Origin of the sequence: Roseinatronobacter alkalisoli (assembly GCF_028745735.1) — a bacterium.
GTDB classification, from domain to species: Bacteria; Pseudomonadota; Alphaproteobacteria; order Rhodobacterales; family Rhodobacteraceae; genus Roseinatronobacter; species Roseinatronobacter alkalisoli.
The window spans coordinates 75,517-98,809 of record NZ_JAQZSM010000003.1 but is presented as its reverse complement, the minus strand read 5'-3'; the positions used below and the strand labels follow the sequence as shown (position 1 = coordinate 98,809).

The window sequence follows — 23,293 nt, the reverse complement described above, 5'->3', positions numbered from 1 at the left end:
CTTACGCTTCCGAAGCTTCGACGCTCGCTTCGGCCAGCACTTCCTCGACCGGGGTTTCTTCCAGTGCGCCCAGATCGATACCGGCAGCGCCCATCTGCGCGCTCATCCCGTCAAGGGCAGCGCGCGCCACCAGATCGCAGTAAAGCGAGATCGCGCGGGCCGCGTCATCATTGCCGGGGATGATGTAATCCACACCATCAGGCGAGCAGTTGGTGTCGACCACAGCGACAACAGGAATACCCAGCTTGCGGGCTTCGGCAATGGCCAGATCTTCCTTGTTGACGTCGATCACGAACAACAGGTTGGGAAGGCCGCCCATATCGCGGATACCACCAAGGCTTGCTTGCAGTTTTGTCTGCTCGCGTTCCATGCCCAGACGCTCTTTCTTGGTCAGGCCTTCGGCACCGCCATCAAGTTGTTCGTCAATGGATTTCAGGCGCTGGATCGACTGCGACACGGTTTTCCAGTTGGTCAGCGTGCCACCCAGCCAGCGGTGGTTCATGTAATATTGTGCCGATCTTTCGGCAGCGTCCGCAATCGGTGCCTGCGCCTGGCGCTTGGTGCCGACGAACAGCACACGGCCGCCTTTTGCGACGGTTTCGCGAACAACGTTCAGCGCAGCGTCCAGCATGGGGACGGTCTGCGTCAGGTCCATGATGTGAATGCCGTTGCGCTCGCCATAGATATATGGCCCCATGCGCGGGTTCCAGCGCTGTGTCTGGTGGCCGAAGTGAACGCCAGCTTCCAAAAGCTGACGCAGAGTGAATTCAGGAAGCGCCATATCGTTTTCCTTTCCGGTTTGCGCCTGGGCAGGGGATTTGAAGGCAAATGCCTCAACCGGTGGACCGCGGGGAATGTCTGTCCCTTGGCCCTGCCCCTACCTGTGAAGTGGTGCCCCAATAGTCGCAGTTGCCGCCCGATGCAATAGGCAAGCTGGGCTGCTGTGTCATAAACAATCGTCTCAAATGAATACCGGCCACTCAGCCCAGCACTGACCGCGCATCCTGCAATATTTGCCGCCGTCCGATGGCGTCATAAAACCGCGCCACCAGATCCGCATTTGGCCCATCCAGCAATTCCGCGCGCAGCACGCGTCGCGCGGGGGCGTCCACCTTCTGCCAGCGTGCTTCAAGCGCTTCAGGCGAAAGGCTGTAACCGGATTTGTCAGAAAAGAACGTGTTGCCCCCGCCCCCGAAGCGCGACAATCCGGTCTGCAGCGGTACTGCCTGCAATTCCAGCGCTGCGGCAATCTCGTCGCGCGCGCCTGCTCCCCCGACAAAACCGTTATAGTGCAGCCGATGCACCCGCCAGTTGTCCGAATGCTGCGACAGGTGGTCTGTTTCCCCCAGAAATTCACGCGCCAGACTGGCCCAGGACCGCAAATGACGCGCACGCGCCCTAGCCTTGCGGTCCTCATCTTCGGCAACCCAACCGGCCCGGTCAAGAACCTGCAGAAGGCTGGCAAAGGCATTCAGCGGATCGCGCAGAAACAGGATGATATCGACCTTCGCGTCGGGCGGCAGGCAATGGGACAACTGCGGCCAGACCAGCACCTGATCCAGTCTGCGGTCCTCTACGCTGAAGGCCAGCAGCGGGGTGTCGGCATGGCCGCTATCGGGGGACTTGCCGTCATGACGCAAGGCGCGCGCGGCGGCAAAATGCGCCCGCGTCACATCGACATTGTTATAATAGGTCCAGGGTTGTTGCGCGCCCGCCAGAACCCATTCCAGAAAGGCATGGTGCCCGCTGCGCCGCGTGGCAATGCAAAGCAGCCGACGTTTGGTGATCGGGTTCATGATATCCTCTTGTCCGTCATCAACAAGGTCATGTCAGACCTGTTGCAGCCTGGGGGCAAAGGCCGCGCGCAAGGCGATTTCAAACATTTGCGAAAAACTCTGTTCGCGGGCCCGGGTATCAAGCGCTTCATTCTTCAGCAGGTGGTCGGACACGGTCATCACCGCCAGCGCCCGCGCCCCGAAACGTGCAGCAACCGAATACAGTTCTGCCGCTTCCATCTCGACCGCCAGAATGCCATGGCGGGTCATGATCGCGTTCAGATCCGGGCGCTCGTCATAGAATATGTCTGAACTGTAAATATTACCCACATGCACCGGCACCCCAAGGGCGCAGGCTGCATCATGGGCCGCGCGCAGCAGGCCGAAATCGGCGCAGGGCGCGAACTGCACTTCTTTGAACAGCGATTGCGACGGGGACGAAATGGTCGTGCATGTCTGCGCCAGCACTATGTCGCGCATGTTCACATGGTTTTGCATCGCACCTGTGGACCCGACACGGATAAGCTGGCGTACGCCATAGTCGCGGATCAGTTCATGCGCATAAATCGACATCGACGCCATGCCCATGCCCGATGCGTGAATAGTAACGCGGTGGCCCTGCCATGTGCCGGTATATCCCAGCATGCCGCGCACCTGATTGACGCATTCGGCATCACTCAGGAACCGTTCCGTCGCCCATTTTGCGCGCAGCGGGTCGCCCGGCATAAGGACGGTTTCGGCAATTTGCCCCGGTTCAGCGCCGATATGGAGTGTCATCCATGCCCCTTTTCATATGTTGTGCCCAGATTGCCCCCTTCCCCCGACCCGCGCAAGCGCCTATACCACGCACGCACGCCCGATATGAGAGAATGAAGGATTGCCCATGCGCAAGGCCATGATCACCCGCAAGACCGCTGAAACCGATATTTCGGCCAGCGTCAATCTGGACGGCAGCGGTGCCTATGACATTCAGACCGGCGTGGGGTTCTTTGATCACATGCTGGACCAGCTTGCGCGCCACTCGCTGATCGACATCACGCTGCGGGCTGCGGGCGATCTGCATATCGATGACCACCACACCGTCGAGGATTGCGGCATCGCATTGGGTCAGGCGATTGCGCAGGCACTGGGCGACAAACGCGGCATCCGGCGCTATGGCGAATGCCATCTGCCCATGGATGACGCGCAGGTCCGCTGCGCGCTGGACCTGTCGGCGCGGCCATATCTGGTGTGGAATGTGCAGTTTCCAACCACGCAAATCGGCACATTCGACACTGAACTGGTGCGCGAATTCTTTCAGGCGCTGGCCACCCATGGCGGCATTACCCTGCATATCGACCAGATACATGGCATCAACAGCCACCATATTGCCGAAGCCGCCTTCAAGGCAGTTGCGCGCGCGCTGCGCGTGGCCGTGGAAACCGACCCGCGCAAGGGTGACGCGATTCCGTCCACCAAGGGGGCATTGTAAGCGCGCATGCTGACAGTTCTGGTTGATTACGAAAGCGGCAATCTGCATTCCGCCGAAAAGGCGTTTCAGCGCATGTCACTGGAAACCGGTGCGGGCGATGTGCTGGTCAGTGCGCGCGCGGAAGATGTGGCGCGCGCAACCCGCATCGTGCTGCCCGGAGACGGCGCGTTTCCCGCCTGTCGGCATGCGCTTGGCGCTGTGGACGGGCTGACAGAGGCGCTGGAAGATGCCGTGTTGCGCCGCGCAGTGCCCTTCATGGGGATTTGCGTGGGCATGCAGATGCTGGCAAGCATGGGGCGCGAATATGAAGATGTGGCCGGTCTGGACTGGATCGGGGGCGAAGTGGTGCGTATTGCGCCAACTGATCCCACGCTGAAAGTGCCGCATATGGGCTGGAATGATCTGGTGATTGACCGCGCCCATCCGGTGCTGGAGGGGGTGAACAGCGGCGATCACGCCTATTTCGTGCATAGCTATCAGTTCCGCGTGGCAGACCCAGCGCATCTGCTGGCGCATGTCGATTATGATGGGCCGGTAACCGCGATTGTGGCGCGTGACAATATTGTCGGCACACAGTTTCACCCGGAAAAATCGCAGGCCACGGGGCTGCGGATGATTGCCAATTTCTTGCGCTGGACCCCCTGAGGGCGTGCTGAGGGGGGCGGCATTGCCCCCTTTTTGGGCCATTGGCCAATTCACCTCCCCCGGAGTATTTTTTGCAAGATGAAACATATGGAGGGGCAGATGTCCGAGGACGGATCACGCATAGCCAAGGTTCTGGCACGCGCAGGCGTTGCATCGCGCCGCGAGGCAGAGGTGATGATCATCTCGGGGCGCGTTGCGGTGAATGGCAAGCGTATTGACAGCCCTGCGCTGAATGTCACCCCGCGCGACCGCATCAGTGTGGATGGCAAACCCCTTGCGGCAGCGGAACCCGCGCGGTTGTGGATGTACCATAAACCGCTGGGGCTGGTCACCACCACGCGCGACGAACAGGGCCGCCCGACCGTGTTTGAGTCGTTGCCCGATGACATGCCGCGTGTCATGTCGGTGGGGCGGCTGGACCTGAATTCCGAAGGGTTGCTGCTGCTGACCAATGACGGGGATCTGAAACGCCGGCTGGAACTGCCCAGCACCGGCTGGCTGCGCAAATACCGTGTGCGCGTCAACGGCACGCCTACGGATGACATGCTTGCCCCCCTGCGCGAAGGTGTGAGGATCGAGGGAGAGCGTTTCCAGCCGATGATTGTCAGTATTGACCGCCAGCAAGGCGCGAATGCCTGGCTGACCATCGGCATCCGCGAAGGCAAGAACCGCGAGATCCGCCGTGCGATGGATCATGTAGGCCTGAGCGTGAACCGCCTGATCCGGGTGAGCTATGGTCCGTTTCAACTGGGGCAACTGGCGAAAGGCGCTGTCAGTGAAGTGAAATCACGGGTGCTGCGCGAACAACTGGGCGAGGACAGCCCGAAGGACGCGCCCCTGACAAAAGCGGCAAAACCCGGCCCGCCGCGCGCGAAACCCAAGGCAAAGCGCCCCCCTGCACCAGAGAGCACAGGCCGTCCCCCGCGCGCCCCTGCCCGGCCCGGCCAGAAAGCGCGCACGCCGCGTCCGGCCCCGTCAGGCGGACGCAAACCCACGCGATGAATGTAGTGGTCCACGCGATTTCGCCTTTACGTTGCGCAGTGGAATGTCCATACTTTCAACCGGATCAGTGACCTTTTACAGGTATGATATGTTGATGCGCAGGTGTCGGAGGCAAGATGTCATCTACGGGATTGCAGAAAACATCCTACGCCCTTCTGGTGGCCCTGATCCTCTATGTCGCGATTGTGGGGGGCTAGGTCATGACCCGGCGTTTCGGCGGACGCTACAGCCCAGAGGCGCGTGACGATCACGCGCCTGTGCGTGCCCCTGCCCGCCCGCACCCGGTCGGTGCGCGGGTCAATCTGCTGTTTGTCGTGCCTTTTGCCTTTGCCATCCGGGCATTTTTCAATGATCCGGTCGGGCTTGCATTGAATCTGGGTGCTTTCGGGGTGTTGATGCTGGCGGCCTGGCTGACACGCGAAGGTGTTCTTGCGCAGGCCGCCTATGAGGCGCGCAAAGTGGCGCGTCGTCCGGCCATCCCGCGCAAGATTTTCGCGTCGGTCCTGACAGGTGCGGGGCTTGCGCTGGCGGCCGTGTCTGGGGGCACAGTTGTGGCGCTGATTTTCGCCATTCTTGGTGCGGTGCTGCATTTCGGGGCATTCGGGCCGGACCCGTTGCGCGACAAGGGCATGGAAGGGGTGGATACATTCCAGACCGACCGCGTCGCGCGTGCCGTGGAAGAAGCGCAGTCCCATCTGAACGCGATGCAGGACGCGATAAAACGCAGCGGCGACCGCGCGCTTGCCCGCCGGGTGGAGGGGTTCAGCAACACCATCCGCCAGTTGTTCCGCGCGATTGAAAATGACCCCCGGCAGCTAAATGCTGCGCGGCGGTATCTGGGGATTTATCTGGTCGGCGCGCGCGATGCCACGGTCAAGTTTGCCGATCTTTATGCACGCAACCATGATACACAGGCACGCGTTGAATATGAAGCGCTGCTTGATGATCTGGAAAACCGCTTCTCGCTGCGCCGGGAGGCATTGCTTGAAAGCGACCGCACCGATCTGGAGATCGAAATCGAAGTCCTGCGCGAGCGGCTGGAGCGTGAAGGGCTGCGCGCCGATTGATCGTAACCAGTTGCCCGTGCAGATTATACAGTATGAGAGGGACAGTCACATGTCAGACGCCATTCGCCAGGAGGCACAAAGCCTTACCGATGAAATCAACGCTGTGGTCGCGATGCCGCTGGCGGACCCGGCGAGCGAGCTGGTGACGCTGGACGGCGCCCCCGCGATGGAGGCAGACGCCATTCGCGCGCGCATAGGCGAAATTGACATGGGGTCGACCAGCACCATCATCGGATTCGGGGCGCCCGCGCAACTGGAATTGCAGCAGATCAGCCAGGCGATGCTGGCAGATGTCAAGAACAAGGATGTCGGCCCTGCGGGGGATGGTCTGCGCGATATGGTTGCCACATTGCGCGGCTTTTCGGTTACAGAACTGGACACCCGCCGCGAGCGTAGCTGGTGGGAACGCCTGACCGGCAAGGCCGCGCCCATCGTCAAGTTTCAGGAACGCTACAACACCGTTCAATCCCAGATCGACCGGATCACGGGAAACCTGCTGAACCACGAAACCACGCTTCTGACGGACATCAAGGGGCTGGACAAGCTGTATGAAAAGACGCTCGAATTCTATCATGAACTGGCGCTTTACATTGCCGCAGGCGAAGCCAAGCTGAAGGAACTGGACACGACCGAGCTTCCCGCAAGGGAAGCAGATGTTGCGGCAGCTGACGAAAACGACAAGGTGCTGAAGGCGCAGGAACTGCGTGACCTGCGCGCCGCGCGCGACGATCTGGAACGCCGTGTGCATGACCTGAAACTGACTCGGCAGGTCACCATGCAGTCGCTGCCCTCCATCCGGCTGGTGCAGGAAAATGACAAGAGCCTTGTGACGAAAATCAATTCGACGCTGGTCAACACAGTGCCGCTCTGGGAAACGCAACTGGCGCAGGCGCTGACAATCCAGCGTTCGCGTGAAGCGGCGCAGGCTGTGCGCGCGGCCAATGACCTGACCAATGAATTGCTGACCGCGAATGCCGAAAACCTGCGCGATGCCAACCGCGAAGTGCGCGAGGAAATCGAGCGTGGCGTGTTCGACATCGATGCGGTGAAAAAGGCGAATGAAACCCTTATTGCCACGATCGAGGACAGTTTGCAGATTGCAGATGCCGGTCGGGCCAAGCGCGCGGCCGCCGAGGAAGAACTGACACGCATGGAAGCTGATCTGCGCAAGTCCCTGTCATCGGCGCGCGGGCGTGACGGTGGCGAAACTGATACGGACAAGGCGTAACTCAATGCTGTGGGCGCGCGATCCGAAATTTTCCGGGCCGGGGCATTGGATGCGGGCGCAGATGCCCGCAGTCGCGTTGCTTGCCACGCTTGGGGCCTGCGCCCCCTTCATGGAATCCCAGTCCCCACCTGCGCCGCCCGCGCAGTCTGTCCGCCCGCCTGCTGCGCCGGCGACGGAAATAGAAACGCCGTCTGCCCCGTCCAGCGCCGTTGCCGCCCATTTTCTGCGCATAGAGGAACAGCGTCTGGCCGATGGCCTGCTGCGCACCGACCCCAGACCAAAAGACCTGCCCTTTGCCGCGCGCGATCTGGAAGAGGTGTTTGTGCAGGTGGCCCTGCATGATGAGTATACTTTTTCCGGAAACCGGTTAATAGAACGCGCCACCCCCGCGCCCCTGCGCCGCTGGCAGAAACCGGTCCGGATGCGCCTGGAATTCGGCGATTCGGTTCCCGCGTCGGTACAACATTCCGACACACGGCTTGTCAGTCGCTTTGCCGCGCGGCTGGGTAATCTGACGGGCCATCCGGTCAGCATGACATCGGGTTCCGCCAATTTTCATGTGCTGGTTCTGGACGAAGCAGAACGCCGTGCCATTGGCCCGCGCCTGCGCAATCTGATACCCGGCATTGACCAAGTGACAGAAAATATTGTCACGGGCATGCCGTTGAGTGTGTCCTGCCTTGTGCTGGCCTTTTCGCGCAGCGGCACCGATGTATATACTGATGCGGTTGCCATTATCCGCGCCGAACTGCCGGATCTGTCGCGGATGGCCTGCTATCACGAAGAACTGGCCCAGGGCATGGGCCTGCCCAATGACAGCCCGCGCGCGCGCCCGTCACTGTTCAATGATGCTGCGGAATTCGCTGTGCTGACAGCAATGGATGAATATCTGCTGCGGATCGTTTACGATCCGCGCCTGCGTCCCGGAATCCGCGAACGCGAGGCCCGCCCGATCATCCGCAGTATCGTTGGGGAGTTGATGGGCGGCGAGAGTTAGGCAATACTGCCGCTGCAGATTACCCCAAGCCAAAGGTGCCGTCATGGTCTTCAGTTTCCTTAAAGGTCAGTTCATCGACGTTATCGAATGGACCGATGACACCCGCAACACGATGGTCTATCGCTTTGAACGGTATGGCAATTCGATCATGTACGGGGCCAAGCTGACAGTGCGCGAAGGGCAGTTGGCGGTGTTTGTGCATGAAGGCCAGCTTGCCGATGTGTTCGATCCGGGCATGTATCAGCTGGAAACCAACAACATGCCGCTGATGACGGCGTTGCAGCATTGGGATCATGGGTTCAATTCGCCCTTCAAGTCGGAAATATACTTCATCAACACACGGCGTTTTCCCGGTCTGAAATGGGGCACGCAGAACCCGATCATGCTGCGCGACCCCGAATTCGGGCCGCTGCGGCTGCGCGCCTTCGGGTCATATGCCATTCGTGTGTCCGATCCTGTGCCCTTCATGCGCGAAATCGTGGGCACTGATGGCGATTTCACCCAGGAAAAGATCGCCGGACAGATCCGCAACATCGTTGTGCAGAAAGTCAGCCGCGTTCTGGCCGCAAGCGGCATTCCCGCACTGGATATGGCAGCCAATACCAAGGATCTGTCGGAGATGGTGGGCAGTGCCATTGCACCCACCCTGGCGGAATACGGGCTGGAAATGCCTGAACTTTACATCGAGAATATCTCACTCCCTCCCGAAGTGGAAAAAGTGCTGGACCAGCGCACCAGTATGGGGATTGTGGGCGATCTGAACAAATTCACCCAGTTTTCCGCCGCACAGGCCATGCAGACTGCCGCGCAGAATGGCGAAGGGGGCATGGGGGCCGGGCTTGGGGCCGGAATGGGCATGGGTATGGGCATGGGGATGGCGCAGGCCATGGGGCAAGCCGTGGCGGGCCAACCCGCAGCAGCACCTGCCGCATCCGCCCCGCCACCGCCGCCCGCATCGGACCCGATGTGGCATATCGCGGAAAACGGCCAGACCCGTGGGCCGATTGCCCAGTCGCAACTGGCAGGGCAGATCACGCGCGACACGCTGGTCTGGACCGAAGGGCAATCCGGCTGGCTGAAAGCCGGCGATGTGCCCGCGTTGGCCCCACTCTTTTCCTCGACACCGCCGCCCCCGCCGCCGCCCATTGGCTGACGCGCGCAGGCGCAACGCCCCTGCGCCGCGCTTTTTGAGTATTTTTGCAAGATGAAGGTGCAGCAGCGCTGCGCTTACCTGACTGGCCGGAAACCGTATGCCGATCACACAGACTGAACATCGTTTTCCCTGCGCGCAATGTGGCGCGTCATTGCGTTTTATGCCCGGTCAGGCGCGGCTGAGCTGCGAGTATTGCGAGCATGAGCAGCCGATCCCGCAGATAGACGATGCCGCACGTGTGACTGCTCTGCAATCTCTGGATTATCATGAAGCGGTTGCACAGGCCCTGCCCGCGTCGGAACTGGAAGAAACGCGCGTTGTTCATTGCAACACCTGCGGGGCCGATGTGCAGTTTGAACCGAATGTGCATTCGGCAGAATGCCCGTTCTGTGCCAGCCCTGTGGTGACAGATACCGGCACAAACCGTCATATCAAGCCACATGCGATCCTGCCCTTCAAGCTGAGCGAAGCAGATGCGCAGGCGAAGATGAAGTCCTGGCTGAAGGGGCTGTGGTTCGCCCCGTCCGCGCTGGCGAAATATGCGCGCAGCACGGGGAGGCTGAACGGGCTTTATGTGCCCTACTGGGCCTTTGATGTTGCGACCCGCAGCCAGTATACCGGGCAGCGCGGGACATATTATTATGTGACTGTCAGGGGGGCCAACGGCAAGACAAGGCGGGAACGGCGCACGCGCTGGTCGTCTGCGTCGGGGCGCGTGTCACGTCAGTTTCTTGACCTTCTGGTCATGGCGTCAAACGCCCTGCCGCGCGCCAATACCCGGCGGCTGGAACCGTGGACGCTGGCCGATCTTCAACTTTACAGCGCCGATTACCTGTCTGGTTTCCGCGCCGAGGCCTATAGTGTCGCGCTTCCCGATGGGTTCGAGATTGCCAAGGAACGCATGGCCGAACAGATCCGCGCAGATATTCGCCGCGACATTGGCGGGGATGAACAGCGCATTTCATCGGTTTCGACCGATTACAATGACGAGCGTTTCAAGCATCTGTTATTGCCGATCTGGATGGCGGCCTATCGCTACCGCGACAAAAGCTACCGGTTTATCGTGAACGGCCAGACCGGGCGTGTTCAGGGCGAAAGGCCATGGTCATGGCCCAAGATTGCGGGCGCGGTGCTGGCGGGGCTGGTCATTCTGGTAATTGCCTTTTACATCGCAGAACTAGGTGGAATGTGAAGGGGAAGAGAATGATCCTGTGTTGCGGAGAGGCGCTGATCGACATGTTGCCGCGTGAAACGGCCGCGGGAGAAGGCGCGTTTGCCCCCTATGCCGGGGGCGCAGTGTTCAACACGGCGATTGCCCTGGGCCGTCTGGGCGCGCCTGCCGGGTTCTTCTGTCCCTTGTCGGATGATCTGTTCGGTGCGCAGTTGCGCGCGGGTCTGGATGCATCGGGGGTGGATCACAGCCTGTCACCTGCGGTGGACCGGCCCTGCACATTGGCCTTTGTCACGTTGATTGACGGTCAGGCGCGCTACGCCTTCTATGACCGGGGCACGGCGCTGCGCGAAATGACGATAGCCGAATTGCCGGAACTTCCCGATACAGTGGGCGCGCTGTTTTTCGGCGGCATTTCACTGGTGGGCGACCCTTGTGGCGCGGGATATGAAGCGCTGTGCGCGCGTGCCGGTGCGCGGGTGGTCATGCTGGACCCCAATATCCGCCCCGGATTCATCCGCGATGAAGCGGGGTATCGGGCGCGGCTGGACCGCATGCTGGCGCAGGCCGATATCGTCAAACTGTCCGACGAAGACCTGCATTGGCTGATGGGCGACGGTGAAATTGACGCGCTGGCGCATGATCTACGCGCGCGTGGCCCGCAGGTTGTGGTCATCACCGAAGGTGCGAAAGGCGCGCGCGCCTTCTGGTCCGGCGGTGTCGCGCAAGTCCGCTCGCAGCGTGTCGCGGTGGTGGATACGGTCGGCGCGGGCGACACCTTCAACGCAGGGTTCCTGCGCGCGCTTGAGCAGTCGGGCGCATTGACCAAGGCCGGGATTGCGGCGATTGATGATGCGCAACTGACTGCGGCGCTGGAACTTGGCGCAAAAGCGGCCGCAGTGACCGTGTCGCGCGCGGGCGCAAACCCGCCATGGGCGCATGAAATCTGATGCGGGCACTTGTCCAGCGGGTTGCTCAGGCACGGGTGGATGTTGCGGGGCGCACAATCGGTCAATGTGGCCCCGGCCTGCTGATCCTGATATGCGCGATGCAGGGCGATACTGTCGCGCAGGCCGATGCGCTGGCCGCGAAAATACATAAGCTGCGCATATTCTGTGACGACGCGGGCAAGATGAACCTTGCGCTGAAAGATACCGGTGGCGGGGCATTGGTGGTCAGCCAGTTCACACTGGCCGCAGATACCCGCAGCGGCAACCGGCCAGGGTTTTCAACCGCGGCCCCGCCTGATGAAGGTGAACGGCTGTATCTGCATTTCGCAAATGCGCTGCGCGGTTTCGGTGTGCCTGTCGAAACCGGCGAATTTGGCGCATCCATGGCGGTTCATCTGGTCAATGACGGCCCTGTCACCATCTGGTTGGATACGGCGGCAGGTTAACTGATTATCAGGCAAGGATATCCGGCAAATGCCCGATATCGGGCAGCACGATATCTGCGAAAGGGGCCAGATCATCGGCGCTGGCAAGCCCTGTCAGCACACCAATGGTTGTCATTCCCGCAGCCCGGCCCGCGACCAGATCATGCGTGCTGTCACCCACCATGACAACCGTTTCGGGCGCGACACCCGCCAGCCCGGCATAGCCCAACAGCATTGCGGGATCAGGTTTCGGGGTGAAGCCGCTGTCATACCCCAGAACATGGCTGAACAGATGCAGGATACCCGCGCGTGTCAGATGCGCGCGCGCGGGCATTTCGCCGTCATTGGTGGCCACACCCAGTATAAGCCCCCGCTGCTGAAGCCCCGTTAACAGAGGAACCAGTGGCACAGGCGGGATCATCGGCGCCATGGCAGAGGTTTCACACAGATAGGCAACAAGCGAGGGGCGCGGCATATGCGGCAGATGTGTGCCAAGCAGGCGCGCGGCGTCATCGACCGTACCCGCGATGACAGGTGATGTCGGGGCAAACTGGTGCTTCTGCCGGTCAAAATGCAGGGATTCGGCCATGGCATCGGCATGCTGCGCATTGCCTTCGGACAGATCATCCAGAATGCTGCTTACCCAGCCCGCCCAGCTTGCGCTGAAATCGAACAAGGTGCCATCCTTGTCAAACAGGAGTGCCGATATTCCAGTCAGTTTCATGCGATGTCAAAGCCCCAGATGGATTTATTGTGCCCCATGATCGCGGGTATCATGCGACATGCGCCTGATACCCGCTACCGGGTCAGAATGGCAGTGGAATGGCGCGGTGAACCTTGTCGATGGCGGCACGGACCGGTGCATCCAGCACCAGATCGGTACCGTTCAGCAAATGCTCCAGCTGCGCGACATTGCGCGCGCCGACAATCGGAATGCACTGGAAGGGGCGCGTGCGCGTCCATTGATAGGCCATATGCACCGGATCAAGCCCGGTTTCATTGGCGATGGACAGATAGCCCGACACGGCCTCAAATACACGCGGTGTTATGCGCCCGCCAAGTTCGGGCGAGCGTGCGCGGCGCGTGTTTTCGGGGATAACATTGCCTGCATATTTGCCTGTCAGCAGCCCCGCGCCCAATGCGGAATAGGCCAGCAGCGGAATATCTTCATTGACCGACAGTTCCGCCAGATCAAGGTCGAACAACCGGCACAGCATCGAATATTCATTCTGGATGGACACCACGCGCGGCAGGCCTGATTCTTCGGCCAGACGCGCCCAAAGGGCGGTGCCCCATGCGGTTTCATTCGACAGGGCAAAATGCCTGATCTTGCCTTCATCGATCAACCGCTGCGCCATTTGCAGGGTTTCGGTCATATGGGCAACTGTTTCAGCGCGGTTCTGATGCGAGGGGTCAAACCCCCAAGCCTTGCGAAAGTGATAAGACCCGCGATTGGGCCAGTGCAGCTGAAAGATATCGATGCACTCAATCTGCAAACGCTTGAGTGACGCTTCGACCACCTCGCGCAGGCGCGCCCCGCTGATGGCTGCGCCATCCTGTACCGCAGATGACCCTGCGCCGGTGATCTTGGTTGCCACAATCGCATCCGCGGGTTTGCGGCTGGCCAGCCAGCGCCCGACGATTTCTTCGGTCAGGCCCGCGGTTTCAAATGACACGGGGTTGACCGGGTACATTTCCGCCGCATCCAGAAAATTGATGCCGCGTTCCCATGCCAGATCCAATTGACGATGGGCATCTGCTTCATCAGTTTCATTACCGAATGTCATTGTGCCCAGACAATAGACCGAGACATTCAGGCCGGTGCGGCCAAGCTGTTCTTTCTGCATTATTCCTGCCTTGCTGTTCGCTTCGGGCGGAACATAACGCATATTTCAGGGATTGGCAGGGCAGAAATTACCCTGCCCTGCCCTGTAATGTCGCCGCTTGCGCGGGTCAGCCGCAATAGATGCGGGTAATGATAAGATCCGCGTCATGTTCGACATTCAGCCGGTCGGGGCGAAAATCCATTGTGACGGCTGTGCCCGGTGCAATAACGCGGGTAGCTTCCGCGTCTGGGTGGCCCTGAAACTGCGCCAGCGGCTGGCTGATCAGGGATTGCAGATCATCCGCGCCGCAGCTTGCTTCCATGTCAGGCGCGGGGTCGGGTGTTTCGCTCTGGCAGGCGGCCAGCAGGGCAAGTCCAAGGATCGGGGCAATAAGACGCATATTCAGGCCTTTCTGATAGTTTCTGCTTGCAACAGGCTATGGCAAATTTCGGGGACATGCACCCCACCCGCCACGCCATCGGAAAAAACCTGCCGACAGGATGCGCACCCTGTTGCGCATAAGGGCTTTCCGCATGCGCACACACAGGCTATATGCCGCGCCATGAGTGATCGCACATATCCGAACCCGCCCGACCTGCGCCCCGACCTTGCACCGCAAGCGCGGGTCAGCCAGCATGCGCCCGCCCGCGCGGGGCAACCCACCATCGGCATGGTCAGCCTGGGCTGCCCCAAGGCGCTGGTGGACAGCGAACGCATTCTGACCCGGTTGCGCGCCGAAGGCTATGCGATCAGCCCCGATTACGCGGGCGCGGATGCTGTCGTGGTCAACACTTGCGGATTTCTGGATTCGGCGCGCGCCGAAAGCCTTGATGCCATCGGCGAAGCATTGTCCGAGAACGGCCGCGTCATCGTCACCGGGTGTCTGGGGGCGGAACCGGAATTCATTACCGGCACCCATCCGCGCGTTATGGCCGTAACTGGTCCGCACCAGTATGAACAGGTGCTGGATGCGGTTCACCGGGCCGTGCCGCCATCACCGGACCCGTTTATCGACCTGCTGCCCGCATCCGGTGTCAGCCTGACACCGCGCCATTACAGCTATCTGAAAATATCCGAGGGCTGCAATCACAAGTGCAAGTTCTGCATCATCCCCGACATGCGCGGCCGTCTGGTCAGCCGCCCCGCCCATGCCATTCTGCGCGAGGCTGAAAAGCTGGTCACGGCAGGGGTGAAGGAATTGCTGGTCATTTCGCAGGATACATCGGCTTATGGTGTGGATATCAAGCATGCCAGCGACCGTGGCCACCGGGCCCATATCACTGATCTGGCGCGCGATCTGGGGTCATTGGGGGCATGGGTGCGGCTGCACTATGTCTATCCCTACCCGCATGTGCGCGAACTCATTCCGCTGATGGCCGACGGGCTGGTGCTGCCTTATCTGGATATTCCGTTCCAGCATGCCCATCCCGACACATTGAAACGCATGGCGCGGCCCGCCCATGCCGAACGCACGCTGGACCGCATTGCCGAATGGCGCGGCATATGCCCCGATATCACACTGCGTTCTACGTTCATCGTTGGCTATCCGGGCGAGACAGAGGAAGAATTTCAGACCCTTCTGGACTGGCTGGATGAGGCGCAGCTGGACCGGGTTGGATGCTTTCAATATGAAAACGTCAAAGGCGCGCGCTCCAATGACCTGCCGGACCATGTGCCCGATGAGTTGAAGGCAGAACGCTGGGACCGGTTCATGGAAAAAGCGCAGGCCATTTCAGCGGCAAAACTGGCGGCCAAGGTCGGGCAGCGGCTGGATGTCATTGTCGATGATATCGACGAAGACGGAATCGCCACCTGTCGCACCAAGGCCGACGCCCCCGAAATTGACGGCAACCTGTTCATCGACGAAGGGACGGAGACTCTGTCTGTGGGCGATATCGTGACGGTTCAGGTTGATGAGGCCAGCGAGTATGACCTGTGGGGGCAGATCAGCGCTTAAGTCTTTTCCTTGCCATTCGGGCATGCTATGGCCCGCCGGGAACGGACGGCACTCGCCGCGCCACACAGATTTCTGAAACGGAGACCACACATGGCCCTGGAACGCACGTTTTCCATTATCAAACCCGATGCAACCACCCGCAATCTGACTGGCAAGATCAACGCCAAGTTTGAAGAAGCAGGTCTGCGCATTGTCGCCCAGAAGCGCATTCAGATGACCAAGGCGCAGGCTGGCAAATTCTATGAAGTGCATGCCGAACGCCCCTTCTATGACGAATTGTGCGAATTCATGGCATCGGCCCCGGTCGTTGTTCAGGTTCTGGAAGGCGAAGGCGCCATTGCCAAAAACCGCGAAGTGATGGGCGCAACCAACCCCGCAGATGCGGCACCCGGCACCATCCGCGCCGAATTCGCGCAGTCGGTCGGTGAAAATTCAGTCCATGGATCGGATGCACCGGAAACCGCCGCAATCGAAATCGCGTATTTCTTTTCCGGTCTGGAACTGGTCGGCTGATTGCACGCATGATGCCCCCTTTCGGGCGCATTTGATGTTCGGCTGACAGGATTATCCCATTGCATGGCCCCGGACCAGTTCCGGGGCCATTTGGTTTGCGACAGGGCTTTGACCCTGCGCGGCTTTCCTGCCAGATTATGATCATGTTCCAAACGGTTGAGCTGCCTTTCTGGGCGCTGATTCTTATTCTTGCGTTTGCCGCGGTCACTTTCGCGTCGCATTTCCTGTTTCCGTCCGTGCGCTGGTTTTTCCGCAGACGGATGGAACGCGCGGTGGCGCAGCTGAACACCCATCTTGCCCGCCCGATCGAGCCATTCCGCATCATGCGTAGGCAGGATCAGGTCACCAGGCTGATTTACGACCCCAAGGTCATGGAAGCTGTGCGCGATTATGCGCAGGAAATGGGTGTTCCGCCGAATGTGGCCTTTGAACGCGCGCGGTCCTATGCGCGCGAAATTGTACCCGGTTTCTCGACCGCGACATATTTCGGTTTCGCCATCAAGCTGGCCCAACGCCTTAGTCAGGGCATGTACAAGGTGCGTCTGGGCGGCGGCGAGGCAAAGGCCCTTGAACAGATTGACCGCAAGGCCGCTGTCGTCTTTGTCATGAACCACCGTTCCAACATGGATTACGTGCTGATCACATGGCTCGCCTCCAGCCATTCCGCGCTGAGTTATGCGGTTGGGGAATGGGCGCGGGTCTGGCCGCTGAAGGCACTTATCCGCGCGATGGGGGCGTATTTCATCCGCAGGCGGTATTCCAATTCGCTGTATCGCGCGATTCTGGCGCGCTATGTCCAGATGTCGATCCAGCAAGGCACAACACAGGCCATTTTCCCCGAAGGCGGGCTTAGTCTGGATGGCAGTGTCGGCAAGGCCAAGAAAGGGTTGCTGCACTACATCGTGCGCGGGTTCAATATACATGATTCAGCGGATGTGGTGTTCGTGCCGGTCGCGCTGAATTACGACCGGGTGCTGGAAGATCGCGTGCTGATCACCGCCGGAATGCAGGGCATTCGCCGGTTTCCGATTCGCGTGAAGGTGGTGATGGGGTTTATCCTGCGCATCCTGTGGCAAAAGGCACGGGGGCGGTTTTCGCCCTTCGGGTACGCGGCAGTGTGCTATGGCGCTCCCTTGTCGTTGCGGGAATTTCTGACCCAGACCCCCGACCCTGACACCCGAGCCCTGTCTGAAACGCTGATGCTGCGCATCCGCGCCGCAGTGCCGGTGCTGCCTGTGCCACTGGTTGCGGCAGCATTGGTGCGCGCGGAATTGTCCTGCACCAGACCCACCCTGCAGGATGCCTGCCAGTCCATTCTGCATGATCTGGCACAGAAAAACGCCTGGATACACCTGCCTGAAGGCGCGGTTTCAGATGCAGTGGAAGAAGGGCTTTCCGTGCTGATCAGACGCAGGATCATCACGCAGAATGGCGATAATTTAGCACTGACGCCCGGCGAAAATGACGTTCTCAGCTATTATGCCGCATCGGTTCTGCAGCGCCTGACAGCGCCCGACGGAATTGCGCCCGAAGATGTCCTGCGCCTTGACCTGCCAGAGAAGCGCAAAAGGCATAAGTCATAAAATTTCAAAATCTACCAAAATAGGGTTGCATTATTACGCACGTGATTCTATCCATGCTGCAAGTGCCGCATTAATTCTGCGGCGCGGCATTCCTCTGCGGCCACCCGCAGTCACGCTATAAGGAGGCACTCATGGCTCTGGATCAGAATATCGGCATTGCGCAATACGACGCCCCCGAAAAAGACCTGTATGAAATCGGGGAAATGCCCCCGTTGGGATATGTTCCCAAACAGATGTATGCTTGGACCATCCGCCGCGAACGCCATGGCGAACCCGAACAGGCCATGCAGATTGAAGTGGTCGACATTCCGGTTCTGGACAGCCACGAAGTGCTGGTTCTGGTCATGGCGGCAGGCGTCAATTACAATGGCATCTGGGCCGGTCTTGGCCAGCCGATTTCGCCCTTTGATGTGCATAAAGCGCCCTTCCACATTGCCGGATCGGATGCATCCGGTATTGTCTGGGCCGTTGGTTCGGCGGTCAAGCGCTGGAAAATCGGCGATGAAGTGGTGATTCACTGCAATCAGGATGATGGCGATGATGAACATTGCAATGGCGGCGATCCGATGTTCAGCCCCAGCCAGCGTATCTGGGGCTATGAAACGCCGGACGGTTCCTTCGCGCAGTTCACCAATGTTCAGGCCCAGCAGCTTATGCCGCGCCCCAAACACCTGACATGGGAAGAATCGGCCTGCTATACGCTGACGCTGGCCACCGCGTATCGCATGCTGTTCGGCCATGAACCGCATGATCTGAAACCCGGCCAGAACGTGCTGGTCTGGGGCGCGTCGGGGGGGCTTGGGTCATATGCGATCCAGCTTGCCAATACGGCGGGCGCGAATGCCATCGGCGTCATTTCGGACGAAAGCAAGCGCCAGTTCGTGCTGGATCAGGGCGCCAAGGGTGTGATCAACCGCAAGGATTTCAACTGCTGGGGGCAATTGCCCACAGTTAACACGCCGGAATATAACGACTGGCTGAAAGAGGCCCGCAAATTCGGCAAGGCCATCTGGGACATTACAGGCAAGGGCGTGAATGTCGATATGGTCTTTGAACATCCGGGCGAGGCGACGTTCCCTGTTTCCACCCTTGTCGTCAAGAAGGGCGGCATGGTCGTCATCTGCGCGGGCACCAGCGGGTTCAACTGCACTTTCGATGTGCGCTATATGTGGATGCATCAGAAACGCCTGCAAGGGTCGCATTTCGCCCATCTGAAACAGGCCGCGGCGGCCAATCAGCTGATGATTGAGCGCCGCCTGGACCCTTGTATGTCCGAAGTGTTTCCCTGGGCGGAAATCCCGCAGGCGCATACGAAAATGTACCGCAACCAGCATAAGCCCGGCAATATGGCAGTGCTGGTGCAGGCCCCGCGCACCGGGCTGCGCACATTCGAGGATGCATTGGCCGCAGGCCCCAAAACCTGAGATCACGCACCACCCGCCTATGCCGCCGCCCCCTGACCGGGGCGGCGTTTTCCATGCGTGCTGTCAACGTTTTCGTAAGCACCGCGGCCCTATCTTCAGCCAGATACCGGATCAGGGATATGCCCTGCTGCCAAACGGAGGGTTGAAGATGCGCCATGACTGGTTAGTCGCACAGTTGGATGCCATGAAACTCTATGCGCTGGAAAATGACCTGCCCACGCTGGCGCAGAATTTGCAGAATGCGAAGCTTGTCGCCCTGACCGAAATTGCCTCCGTCGATGCCGTGCCCGCCCCCGCACAGCCTGTCGCTGTTCAATGCGACACACCCGGCAACTGACCGCTCTGAAACTCGTGCTTTTTTCCGCAAGGGGGGCGGAAAGTGGTTCCCATTTCCGGCGCGGCATGCTGTAGAAAGGCATCATGTCCACCCCCGCGCTGCAATTCTCCGATGATCAGGCCGAAGCCTGGGACCAGATCGCCCAAACCCTGCAAAACGCAGGCGTGGATCTGACTGATGGCACCTGCCTGCCTGCGCCGGATGCCGAAAACACGGTTCTTGCCATAACCGGCAAGGCGGGATCGGGCAAAACCATGCTGTTGGCCGGTCTGACCAAGGCACTTACAGACGCAGGCGTCGACATCGTTTCGGGGGATTATGAAAGCCGCAGGCGTGCTGACCGGCGCAGTCTGGCCGTGCTTGCCCCCACCAACAAGGCCGCGTCGGTCCTGCGTGCGCGCGGGGTTCCCGCCACGACGATTCACCGTATCCTCTATACGCCGGTCTATGACCCCGAATATGAGAAAATCGCTGAATGGCTGGCCGGAAACCTGCCGCGCCCCACTGTCGAAGGGTTGACCGACACGGCGCTTGACCGGGCGCAGGCGTTTTATGAACAGGTCAAATCCATCCCCGGTGCGCTGGCGGCGGCGGGCCTGCGCGGGTCTGATTTCATTACTGGCTGGAAACGGCGCGATGATCCCCTTGATATCGGGTTTGTCGATGAAAGTTCCATGCTGGATGCGCGCCAGCTTGATGACCTTAAGGAATTGTTCTCAACCCTGATTCTGTTCGGCGATCCCGCGCAGCTTGCCCCTGTCGGGCAATCGGGCGAAATGGTCTTTGACCGGCTGCCTGCGCCCGCAAGGCTACATCTGTCGCGCATTCACAGGCAGGCACAGGATAACCCGATCCTTGATCTGGCCCACGCGCTGGCCGATCCTGATCTGGGCTTTGACAGTTTCGAACGCCGGGTCGAAGCGGCAGCAGCCCAGGACAGCCGCGTGCATCTGGCCGAGCGCGTCGATTCGGACCTGATGGCACGTTCGCCCGTGCTGGTATGGCGCAATGCCACCCGGCTGCGGCTGATCAATGCCTTCCGCCGTGTCCATGACGCCCCCGAAACCGAATTGCGTCCGGGTGAACCACTGATGTGTGACGGGCTGGAACTGCCGCTGAAACACCGCAAGAAACGCATCGATCTGGAAGCGCGCGGTCTGATCAAGGGGGCGCAGGTCGTCTATCTTGGGCCGGGGCGCAAACCCGGCTTTTCGCGGCTGCATATTTTTGGTGCGGAAGAACCGCAGATTTCGGTCGCCTCCATCATCAAGATCGAAACGGAACTGGACGAAGAACCCTTCATTCCCTTTGCCGCCACCATGGGAGCCGCATTTGTGCATGGCGCGGCAGTCACCATCCACAAGGCGCAGGGGTCGCAATGGCCGGAAGTTCAGGTCTTTGCGCCTGATCTGTTTGCAGCCGCCCGCGCCGGACGGGTGGAAGCGGGCATACCGCTATGGAAGCGTCTGGCCTATGTTGCCATTACCCGCGCTGAACACCGGCTGCACTGGGTCATCCGCAACCGCCTTGCACGCCCTGTCACGCCCTTGTCCACGGATGATCTGGCCGGAACTGCGGCCCCGCTTGCACTTGCCGCTGATGTCTGAGCGGGGGGATGGCCCATGACACTGAAAAATCTGCTTTCAACTTCATCCTGCCCAAAATACTCTGGGGTGAATGGGCGCGATTGCGCCCAGTGGGGCAACGCCCCTGCCCGCCACCCCTGACCCTGCCCGGAAGGATTGCCCATGCGCTGTGTCTTTGTTCAGTTCCGCTGCCACCCCGGCAAGACATATGCTGTCGCGGATGCGATTTATGACCGCGAAATCGTTTCAGAACTCTATTCCACCTCGGGTGACTATGATCTGATCGCCAAGATCTATATTCCGGAAAACGAAGATGTCGGCCATTTCCTGAGTGAGCGCCTGTTCGATATCGCGGGCATCAGCCGGACACTGACCACAATCACCTTCAAGGCGTTCTGATCCCGCCCGTCAGCTGCGCACGAAACGGAACAAGGCCGATGCGCCCCAGCCGAAGAACACCGCCAATGACAGCGCCAGCAGGCCATAAAGCGGCGGGTAATCATAGGCCATGTTATACAGCCAGCGTTCCAGCACCGCCTTTTGCACATCGATGAAGGTTTCGGCCTCGTCAATGACTTCGCCGTCGCGCAGCAGCAGAATACGCGCGGTATAAATCCCTTCGACAATGTTTTTCGGCAATATGACACGGGTGTTGAACAATGTGTCGCGCTGCAATGACACGGCACCGTCCAGTTCCTGATACAGGGACTCGCTTTGCCGGATGCGGATCATCGCCTCGGTAAAGGCGGCGGCGTCGCGCGGGTCGGACCCGCGGGCCTCGAATATTGCCAGACGCGTGGAAATACGGTGCGTCAGGTCAGCATCCGGTGACAGGATTTCCGACAGCGGTGCGGTGCTGGCCACAGTATAGAAACTTGGCGCAGCGCGCATTTCCTGACTTTCGGTATTCACCCAGATACCCGCGCGGCGGGCCTTGCGCCAGATGACTGCGGAGGTTGGCGGTCCTTCAATGGTCACGACAATATCCAGCGCGCTGTCATCGGGCAGTGGCGATTCACGGCGCACTGCCCCGAAAATCAATATCTCTGACCCTTCGTAATTCACTGTCAGTGAAACGCGGTTCTGGCTTAACCCCACGACGACTTCTTCGCTGCGCGCTGGCAGCGCTGCCAGAAATATCAGCGCGATATATATGGTAAACCAGCGCATCAGAACCGCCCCGGAATGGTGATGGAATATAACTCCGATGGGGTCAGCAACAAATCCAGCGCGATCTTGCCGCAGACGGCCAGAACCAGCAGCGCCAGAAGAATGCGCAATTGTTCAGCCTTCAGCCGCAATCCGATCCGCGTGCCGACCTGAGCCCCGATCACCCCGCCAAGGATCAGGAATACCGCCAGCATCACATCAACCGAATGGTTGGTAACCGCATGCATCATTGTGGTGAAGGCCGCCACGAATGTAACCTGAAACAACGATGTTCCGATCACAACCTTCGTGGGCATGCCCAACAGATAGATCATCGCAGGCACCAGAATGAAACCGCCACCCACCCCCATAATGGCGGCCAGAATACCCACGCCCACGCCCACCAACAGTGGCGGGACAACCGAAATATAAAGCCCCGACGCGCGGAATTTCATCTTCCACGGCAGGTTATGCACCCAGTTATGCGTGTGCAGCTTGCGGCGCGGCGCATTCGGGTTCTTCGATCGTCGCAGCGCGCGCAGGCTTTCCTGCAGCATCAATGCGCCGATAATTCCCAGGAACAGCACATAGGACAGCTGCACAATCAGGTCCAGCTGGCCCAGCCGTTGCATCAGGTTGAAGAACCATATTCCGATGATGGACCCGACCAGACCCCCGATCAGCAGAACCGTACCCATGCGCAGATCAACTGTCTTGCGTTTCAGATGGGCCAGCACCCCCGAAATGGATGATGCGACAACCTGATTGACACCTGTGGCCACGGCGACTGCCGGCGGCACGCCAATAAAGAACAGCAGCGGTGTAATCAGGAACCCGCCACCCACGCCGAACATTCCGGACAACACACCAACGCCGCCGCCAACCCCCAGTAATGTGAAGGCATTAACCGATGTTTCGGCGATGGGCAGATAAATCTGCATCGTTCCCCTGATCCTGAATGCGGCAGATATAATTCATATATCTGCCCCGCAGCATCACAATGGCAACCAACCGCGATCAGGGCAAGGGGGCCA

Annotated in this window: 25 protein-coding genes; 17 read left to right on the top strand and 8 right to left on the bottom strand. The window is 60.0% G+C overall.

Going from position 1 to position 23,293, the window contains the following annotated elements:
• Position 1 precedes the first annotated feature (1 nt).
• From rpsB to deoD, 3 genes are all read right to left on the bottom strand, one after another.
• Positions 2 to 781, bottom strand: coding sequence for a 30S ribosomal protein S2 (rpsB, locus tag PUT78_RS04680; protein WP_274351008.1), 780 nt, complete (start codon positions 779 to 781; stop codon positions 2 to 4).
• Positions 782 to 980: 199 nt separating this feature from the next.
• Positions 981 to 1,796, bottom strand: a complete 816-nt coding sequence (locus PUT78_RS04675) for a hypothetical protein (RefSeq protein WP_274351007.1) — start codon at positions 1,794 to 1,796, stop codon at positions 981 to 983.
• Positions 1,797 to 1,829: 33 nt separating this feature from the next.
• Positions 1,830 to 2,552: a purine-nucleoside phosphorylase gene (deoD, locus tag PUT78_RS04670; RefSeq protein WP_274351006.1), complete on the bottom strand. Its 723-nt coding sequence runs from the start codon at positions 2,550 to 2,552 to the stop codon at positions 1,830 to 1,832.
• A 106-nt stretch (positions 2,553 to 2,658) separates the two neighbouring features.
• Between deoD and hisB the strand changes: the two genes are divergently transcribed.
• From hisB to dtd, 10 genes are all read left to right on the top strand, one after another.
• The gene (hisB, locus tag PUT78_RS04665; RefSeq protein WP_274351005.1) at positions 2,659 to 3,246 is read left to right on the top strand and encodes an imidazoleglycerol-phosphate dehydratase HisB; all 588 of its coding nucleotides are present in this window, start codon (positions 2,659 to 2,661) and stop codon (positions 3,244 to 3,246) included.
• A 6-nt stretch (positions 3,247 to 3,252) separates the two neighbouring features.
• Entirely contained in the window at positions 3,253 to 3,891 is a 639-nt protein-coding gene (gene hisH / locus PUT78_RS04660) for an imidazole glycerol phosphate synthase subunit HisH (RefSeq protein ID WP_274351004.1), read from the top strand.
• A gap of 87 nt (positions 3,892 to 3,978) precedes the next feature.
• Complete coding sequence (locus PUT78_RS04655; protein WP_274351231.1) at positions 3,979 to 4,893, top strand: pseudouridine synthase; 915 nt, start codon at positions 3,979 to 3,981, stop codon at positions 4,891 to 4,893.
• A 200-nt stretch (positions 4,894 to 5,093) separates the two neighbouring features.
• A complete protein-coding gene (locus tag PUT78_RS04650; protein ID WP_274351003.1) occupies positions 5,094 to 5,960 on the top strand; it encodes a 5-bromo-4-chloroindolyl phosphate hydrolysis family protein in 867 nt (288 codons plus the stop codon).
• Positions 5,961 to 6,009: 49 nt separating this feature from the next.
• Complete coding sequence (locus PUT78_RS04645; RefSeq protein ID WP_274351002.1) at positions 6,010 to 7,188, top strand: toxic anion resistance protein; 1,179 nt, start codon at positions 6,010 to 6,012, stop codon at positions 7,186 to 7,188.
• 4 nt (positions 7,189 to 7,192) lie between these two features.
• Positions 7,193 to 8,185: a DUF2927 domain-containing protein gene (locus PUT78_RS04640; RefSeq protein ID WP_274351001.1), complete on the top strand. Its 993-nt coding sequence runs from the start codon at positions 7,193 to 7,195 to the stop codon at positions 8,183 to 8,185.
• Positions 8,186 to 8,228: 43 nt separating this feature from the next.
• The gene (locus tag PUT78_RS04635) at positions 8,229 to 9,338 is read left to right on the top strand and encodes an SPFH domain-containing protein (protein ID WP_274351000.1); all 1,110 of its coding nucleotides are present in this window, start codon (positions 8,229 to 8,231) and stop codon (positions 9,336 to 9,338) included.
• A gap of 97 nt (positions 9,339 to 9,435) precedes the next feature.
• Positions 9,436 to 10,530 carry a TFIIB-type zinc ribbon-containing protein gene (locus tag PUT78_RS04630; protein ID WP_274350999.1) on the top strand — a complete coding sequence of 365 codons (1,095 nt, stop codon included), beginning with the start codon at positions 9,436 to 9,438 and terminating at the stop codon, positions 10,528 to 10,530.
• Positions 10,531 to 10,541: 11 nt separating this feature from the next.
• Positions 10,542 to 11,459, top strand: coding sequence for a carbohydrate kinase family protein (locus PUT78_RS04625; protein ID WP_274350998.1), 918 nt, complete (start codon positions 10,542 to 10,544; stop codon positions 11,457 to 11,459).
• A complete protein-coding gene (gene dtd / locus PUT78_RS04620) occupies positions 11,459 to 11,905 on the top strand; it encodes a D-aminoacyl-tRNA deacylase (RefSeq protein ID WP_274350997.1) in 447 nt (148 codons plus the stop codon). The genes PUT78_RS04625 and dtd overlap by 1 nt, the downstream gene beginning before the upstream one ends.
• Positions 11,906 to 11,912: 7 nt before the next feature.
• Here dtd and PUT78_RS04615 read toward each other — a convergent pair whose 3' ends face one another.
• The 3 genes from PUT78_RS04615 to PUT78_RS04605 form a co-directional block, all read right to left on the bottom strand.
• Positions 11,913 to 12,608, bottom strand: a complete 696-nt coding sequence (locus PUT78_RS04615) for an HAD family hydrolase (RefSeq protein WP_274350996.1) — start codon at positions 12,606 to 12,608, stop codon at positions 11,913 to 11,915.
• An 82-nt stretch (positions 12,609 to 12,690) separates the two neighbouring features.
• Complete coding sequence (locus PUT78_RS04610) at positions 12,691 to 13,731, bottom strand: aldo/keto reductase (protein WP_274350995.1); 1,041 nt, start codon at positions 13,729 to 13,731, stop codon at positions 12,691 to 12,693.
• 106 nt (positions 13,732 to 13,837) lie between these two features.
• Positions 13,838 to 14,110 carry an I78 family peptidase inhibitor gene (locus PUT78_RS04605; RefSeq protein ID WP_274350994.1) on the bottom strand — a complete coding sequence of 91 codons (273 nt, stop codon included), beginning with the start codon at positions 14,108 to 14,110 and terminating at the stop codon, positions 13,838 to 13,840.
• A 162-nt stretch (positions 14,111 to 14,272) separates the two neighbouring features.
• Between PUT78_RS04605 and rimO the strand changes: the two genes are divergently transcribed.
• From rimO to PUT78_RS04570, 7 genes are all read left to right on the top strand, one after another.
• Positions 14,273 to 15,667, top strand: coding sequence for a 30S ribosomal protein S12 methylthiotransferase RimO (gene rimO / locus PUT78_RS04600; protein WP_274350993.1), 1,395 nt, complete (start codon positions 14,273 to 14,275; stop codon positions 15,665 to 15,667).
• A 90-nt stretch (positions 15,668 to 15,757) separates the two neighbouring features.
• A complete protein-coding gene (ndk, locus tag PUT78_RS04595) occupies positions 15,758 to 16,180 on the top strand; it encodes a nucleoside-diphosphate kinase (protein WP_274350992.1) in 423 nt (140 codons plus the stop codon).
• 143 nt (positions 16,181 to 16,323) lie between these two features.
• Positions 16,324 to 17,763: a 1-acyl-sn-glycerol-3-phosphate acyltransferase gene (locus PUT78_RS04590; protein WP_274350991.1), complete on the top strand. Its 1,440-nt coding sequence runs from the start codon at positions 16,324 to 16,326 to the stop codon at positions 17,761 to 17,763.
• Between the two features lie 131 nt (positions 17,764 to 17,894).
• A complete protein-coding gene (gene ccrA, locus PUT78_RS04585) occupies positions 17,895 to 19,187 on the top strand; it encodes a crotonyl-CoA carboxylase/reductase (RefSeq protein WP_274350990.1) in 1,293 nt (430 codons plus the stop codon).
• A 148-nt stretch (positions 19,188 to 19,335) separates the two neighbouring features.
• Entirely contained in the window at positions 19,336 to 19,524 is a 189-nt protein-coding gene (locus PUT78_RS04580; protein ID WP_274350989.1) for a hypothetical protein, read from the top strand.
• 83 nt (positions 19,525 to 19,607) lie between these two features.
• On the top strand, positions 19,608 to 21,131 hold the full coding sequence (locus PUT78_RS04575; RefSeq protein WP_274350988.1) for an ATP-dependent DNA helicase: 1,524 nt from the start codon (positions 19,608 to 19,610) through the stop codon (positions 21,129 to 21,131).
• A gap of 141 nt (positions 21,132 to 21,272) precedes the next feature.
• Positions 21,273 to 21,509, top strand: a complete 237-nt coding sequence (locus tag PUT78_RS04570) for an Lrp/AsnC ligand binding domain-containing protein (RefSeq protein ID WP_274350987.1) — start codon at positions 21,273 to 21,275, stop codon at positions 21,507 to 21,509.
• Positions 21,510 to 21,518: 9 nt separating this feature from the next.
• On the opposite strand, the gene PUT78_RS04565 is transcribed toward PUT78_RS04570, so the two are convergent.
• Together PUT78_RS04565 and PUT78_RS04560 are read right to left on the bottom strand one after the other, a co-directional pair.
• Positions 21,519 to 22,280 carry a TIGR02186 family protein gene (locus PUT78_RS04565; protein WP_274350986.1) on the bottom strand — a complete coding sequence of 254 codons (762 nt, stop codon included), beginning with the start codon at positions 22,278 to 22,280 and terminating at the stop codon, positions 21,519 to 21,521.
• Positions 22,280 to 23,200: a sulfite exporter TauE/SafE family protein gene (locus PUT78_RS04560; RefSeq protein ID WP_274350984.1), complete on the bottom strand. Its 921-nt coding sequence runs from the start codon at positions 23,198 to 23,200 to the stop codon at positions 22,280 to 22,282. The genes PUT78_RS04565 and PUT78_RS04560 overlap by 1 nt, the downstream gene beginning before the upstream one ends.
• Between the last annotated feature and the right edge of the window lie 93 nt (positions 23,201 to 23,293).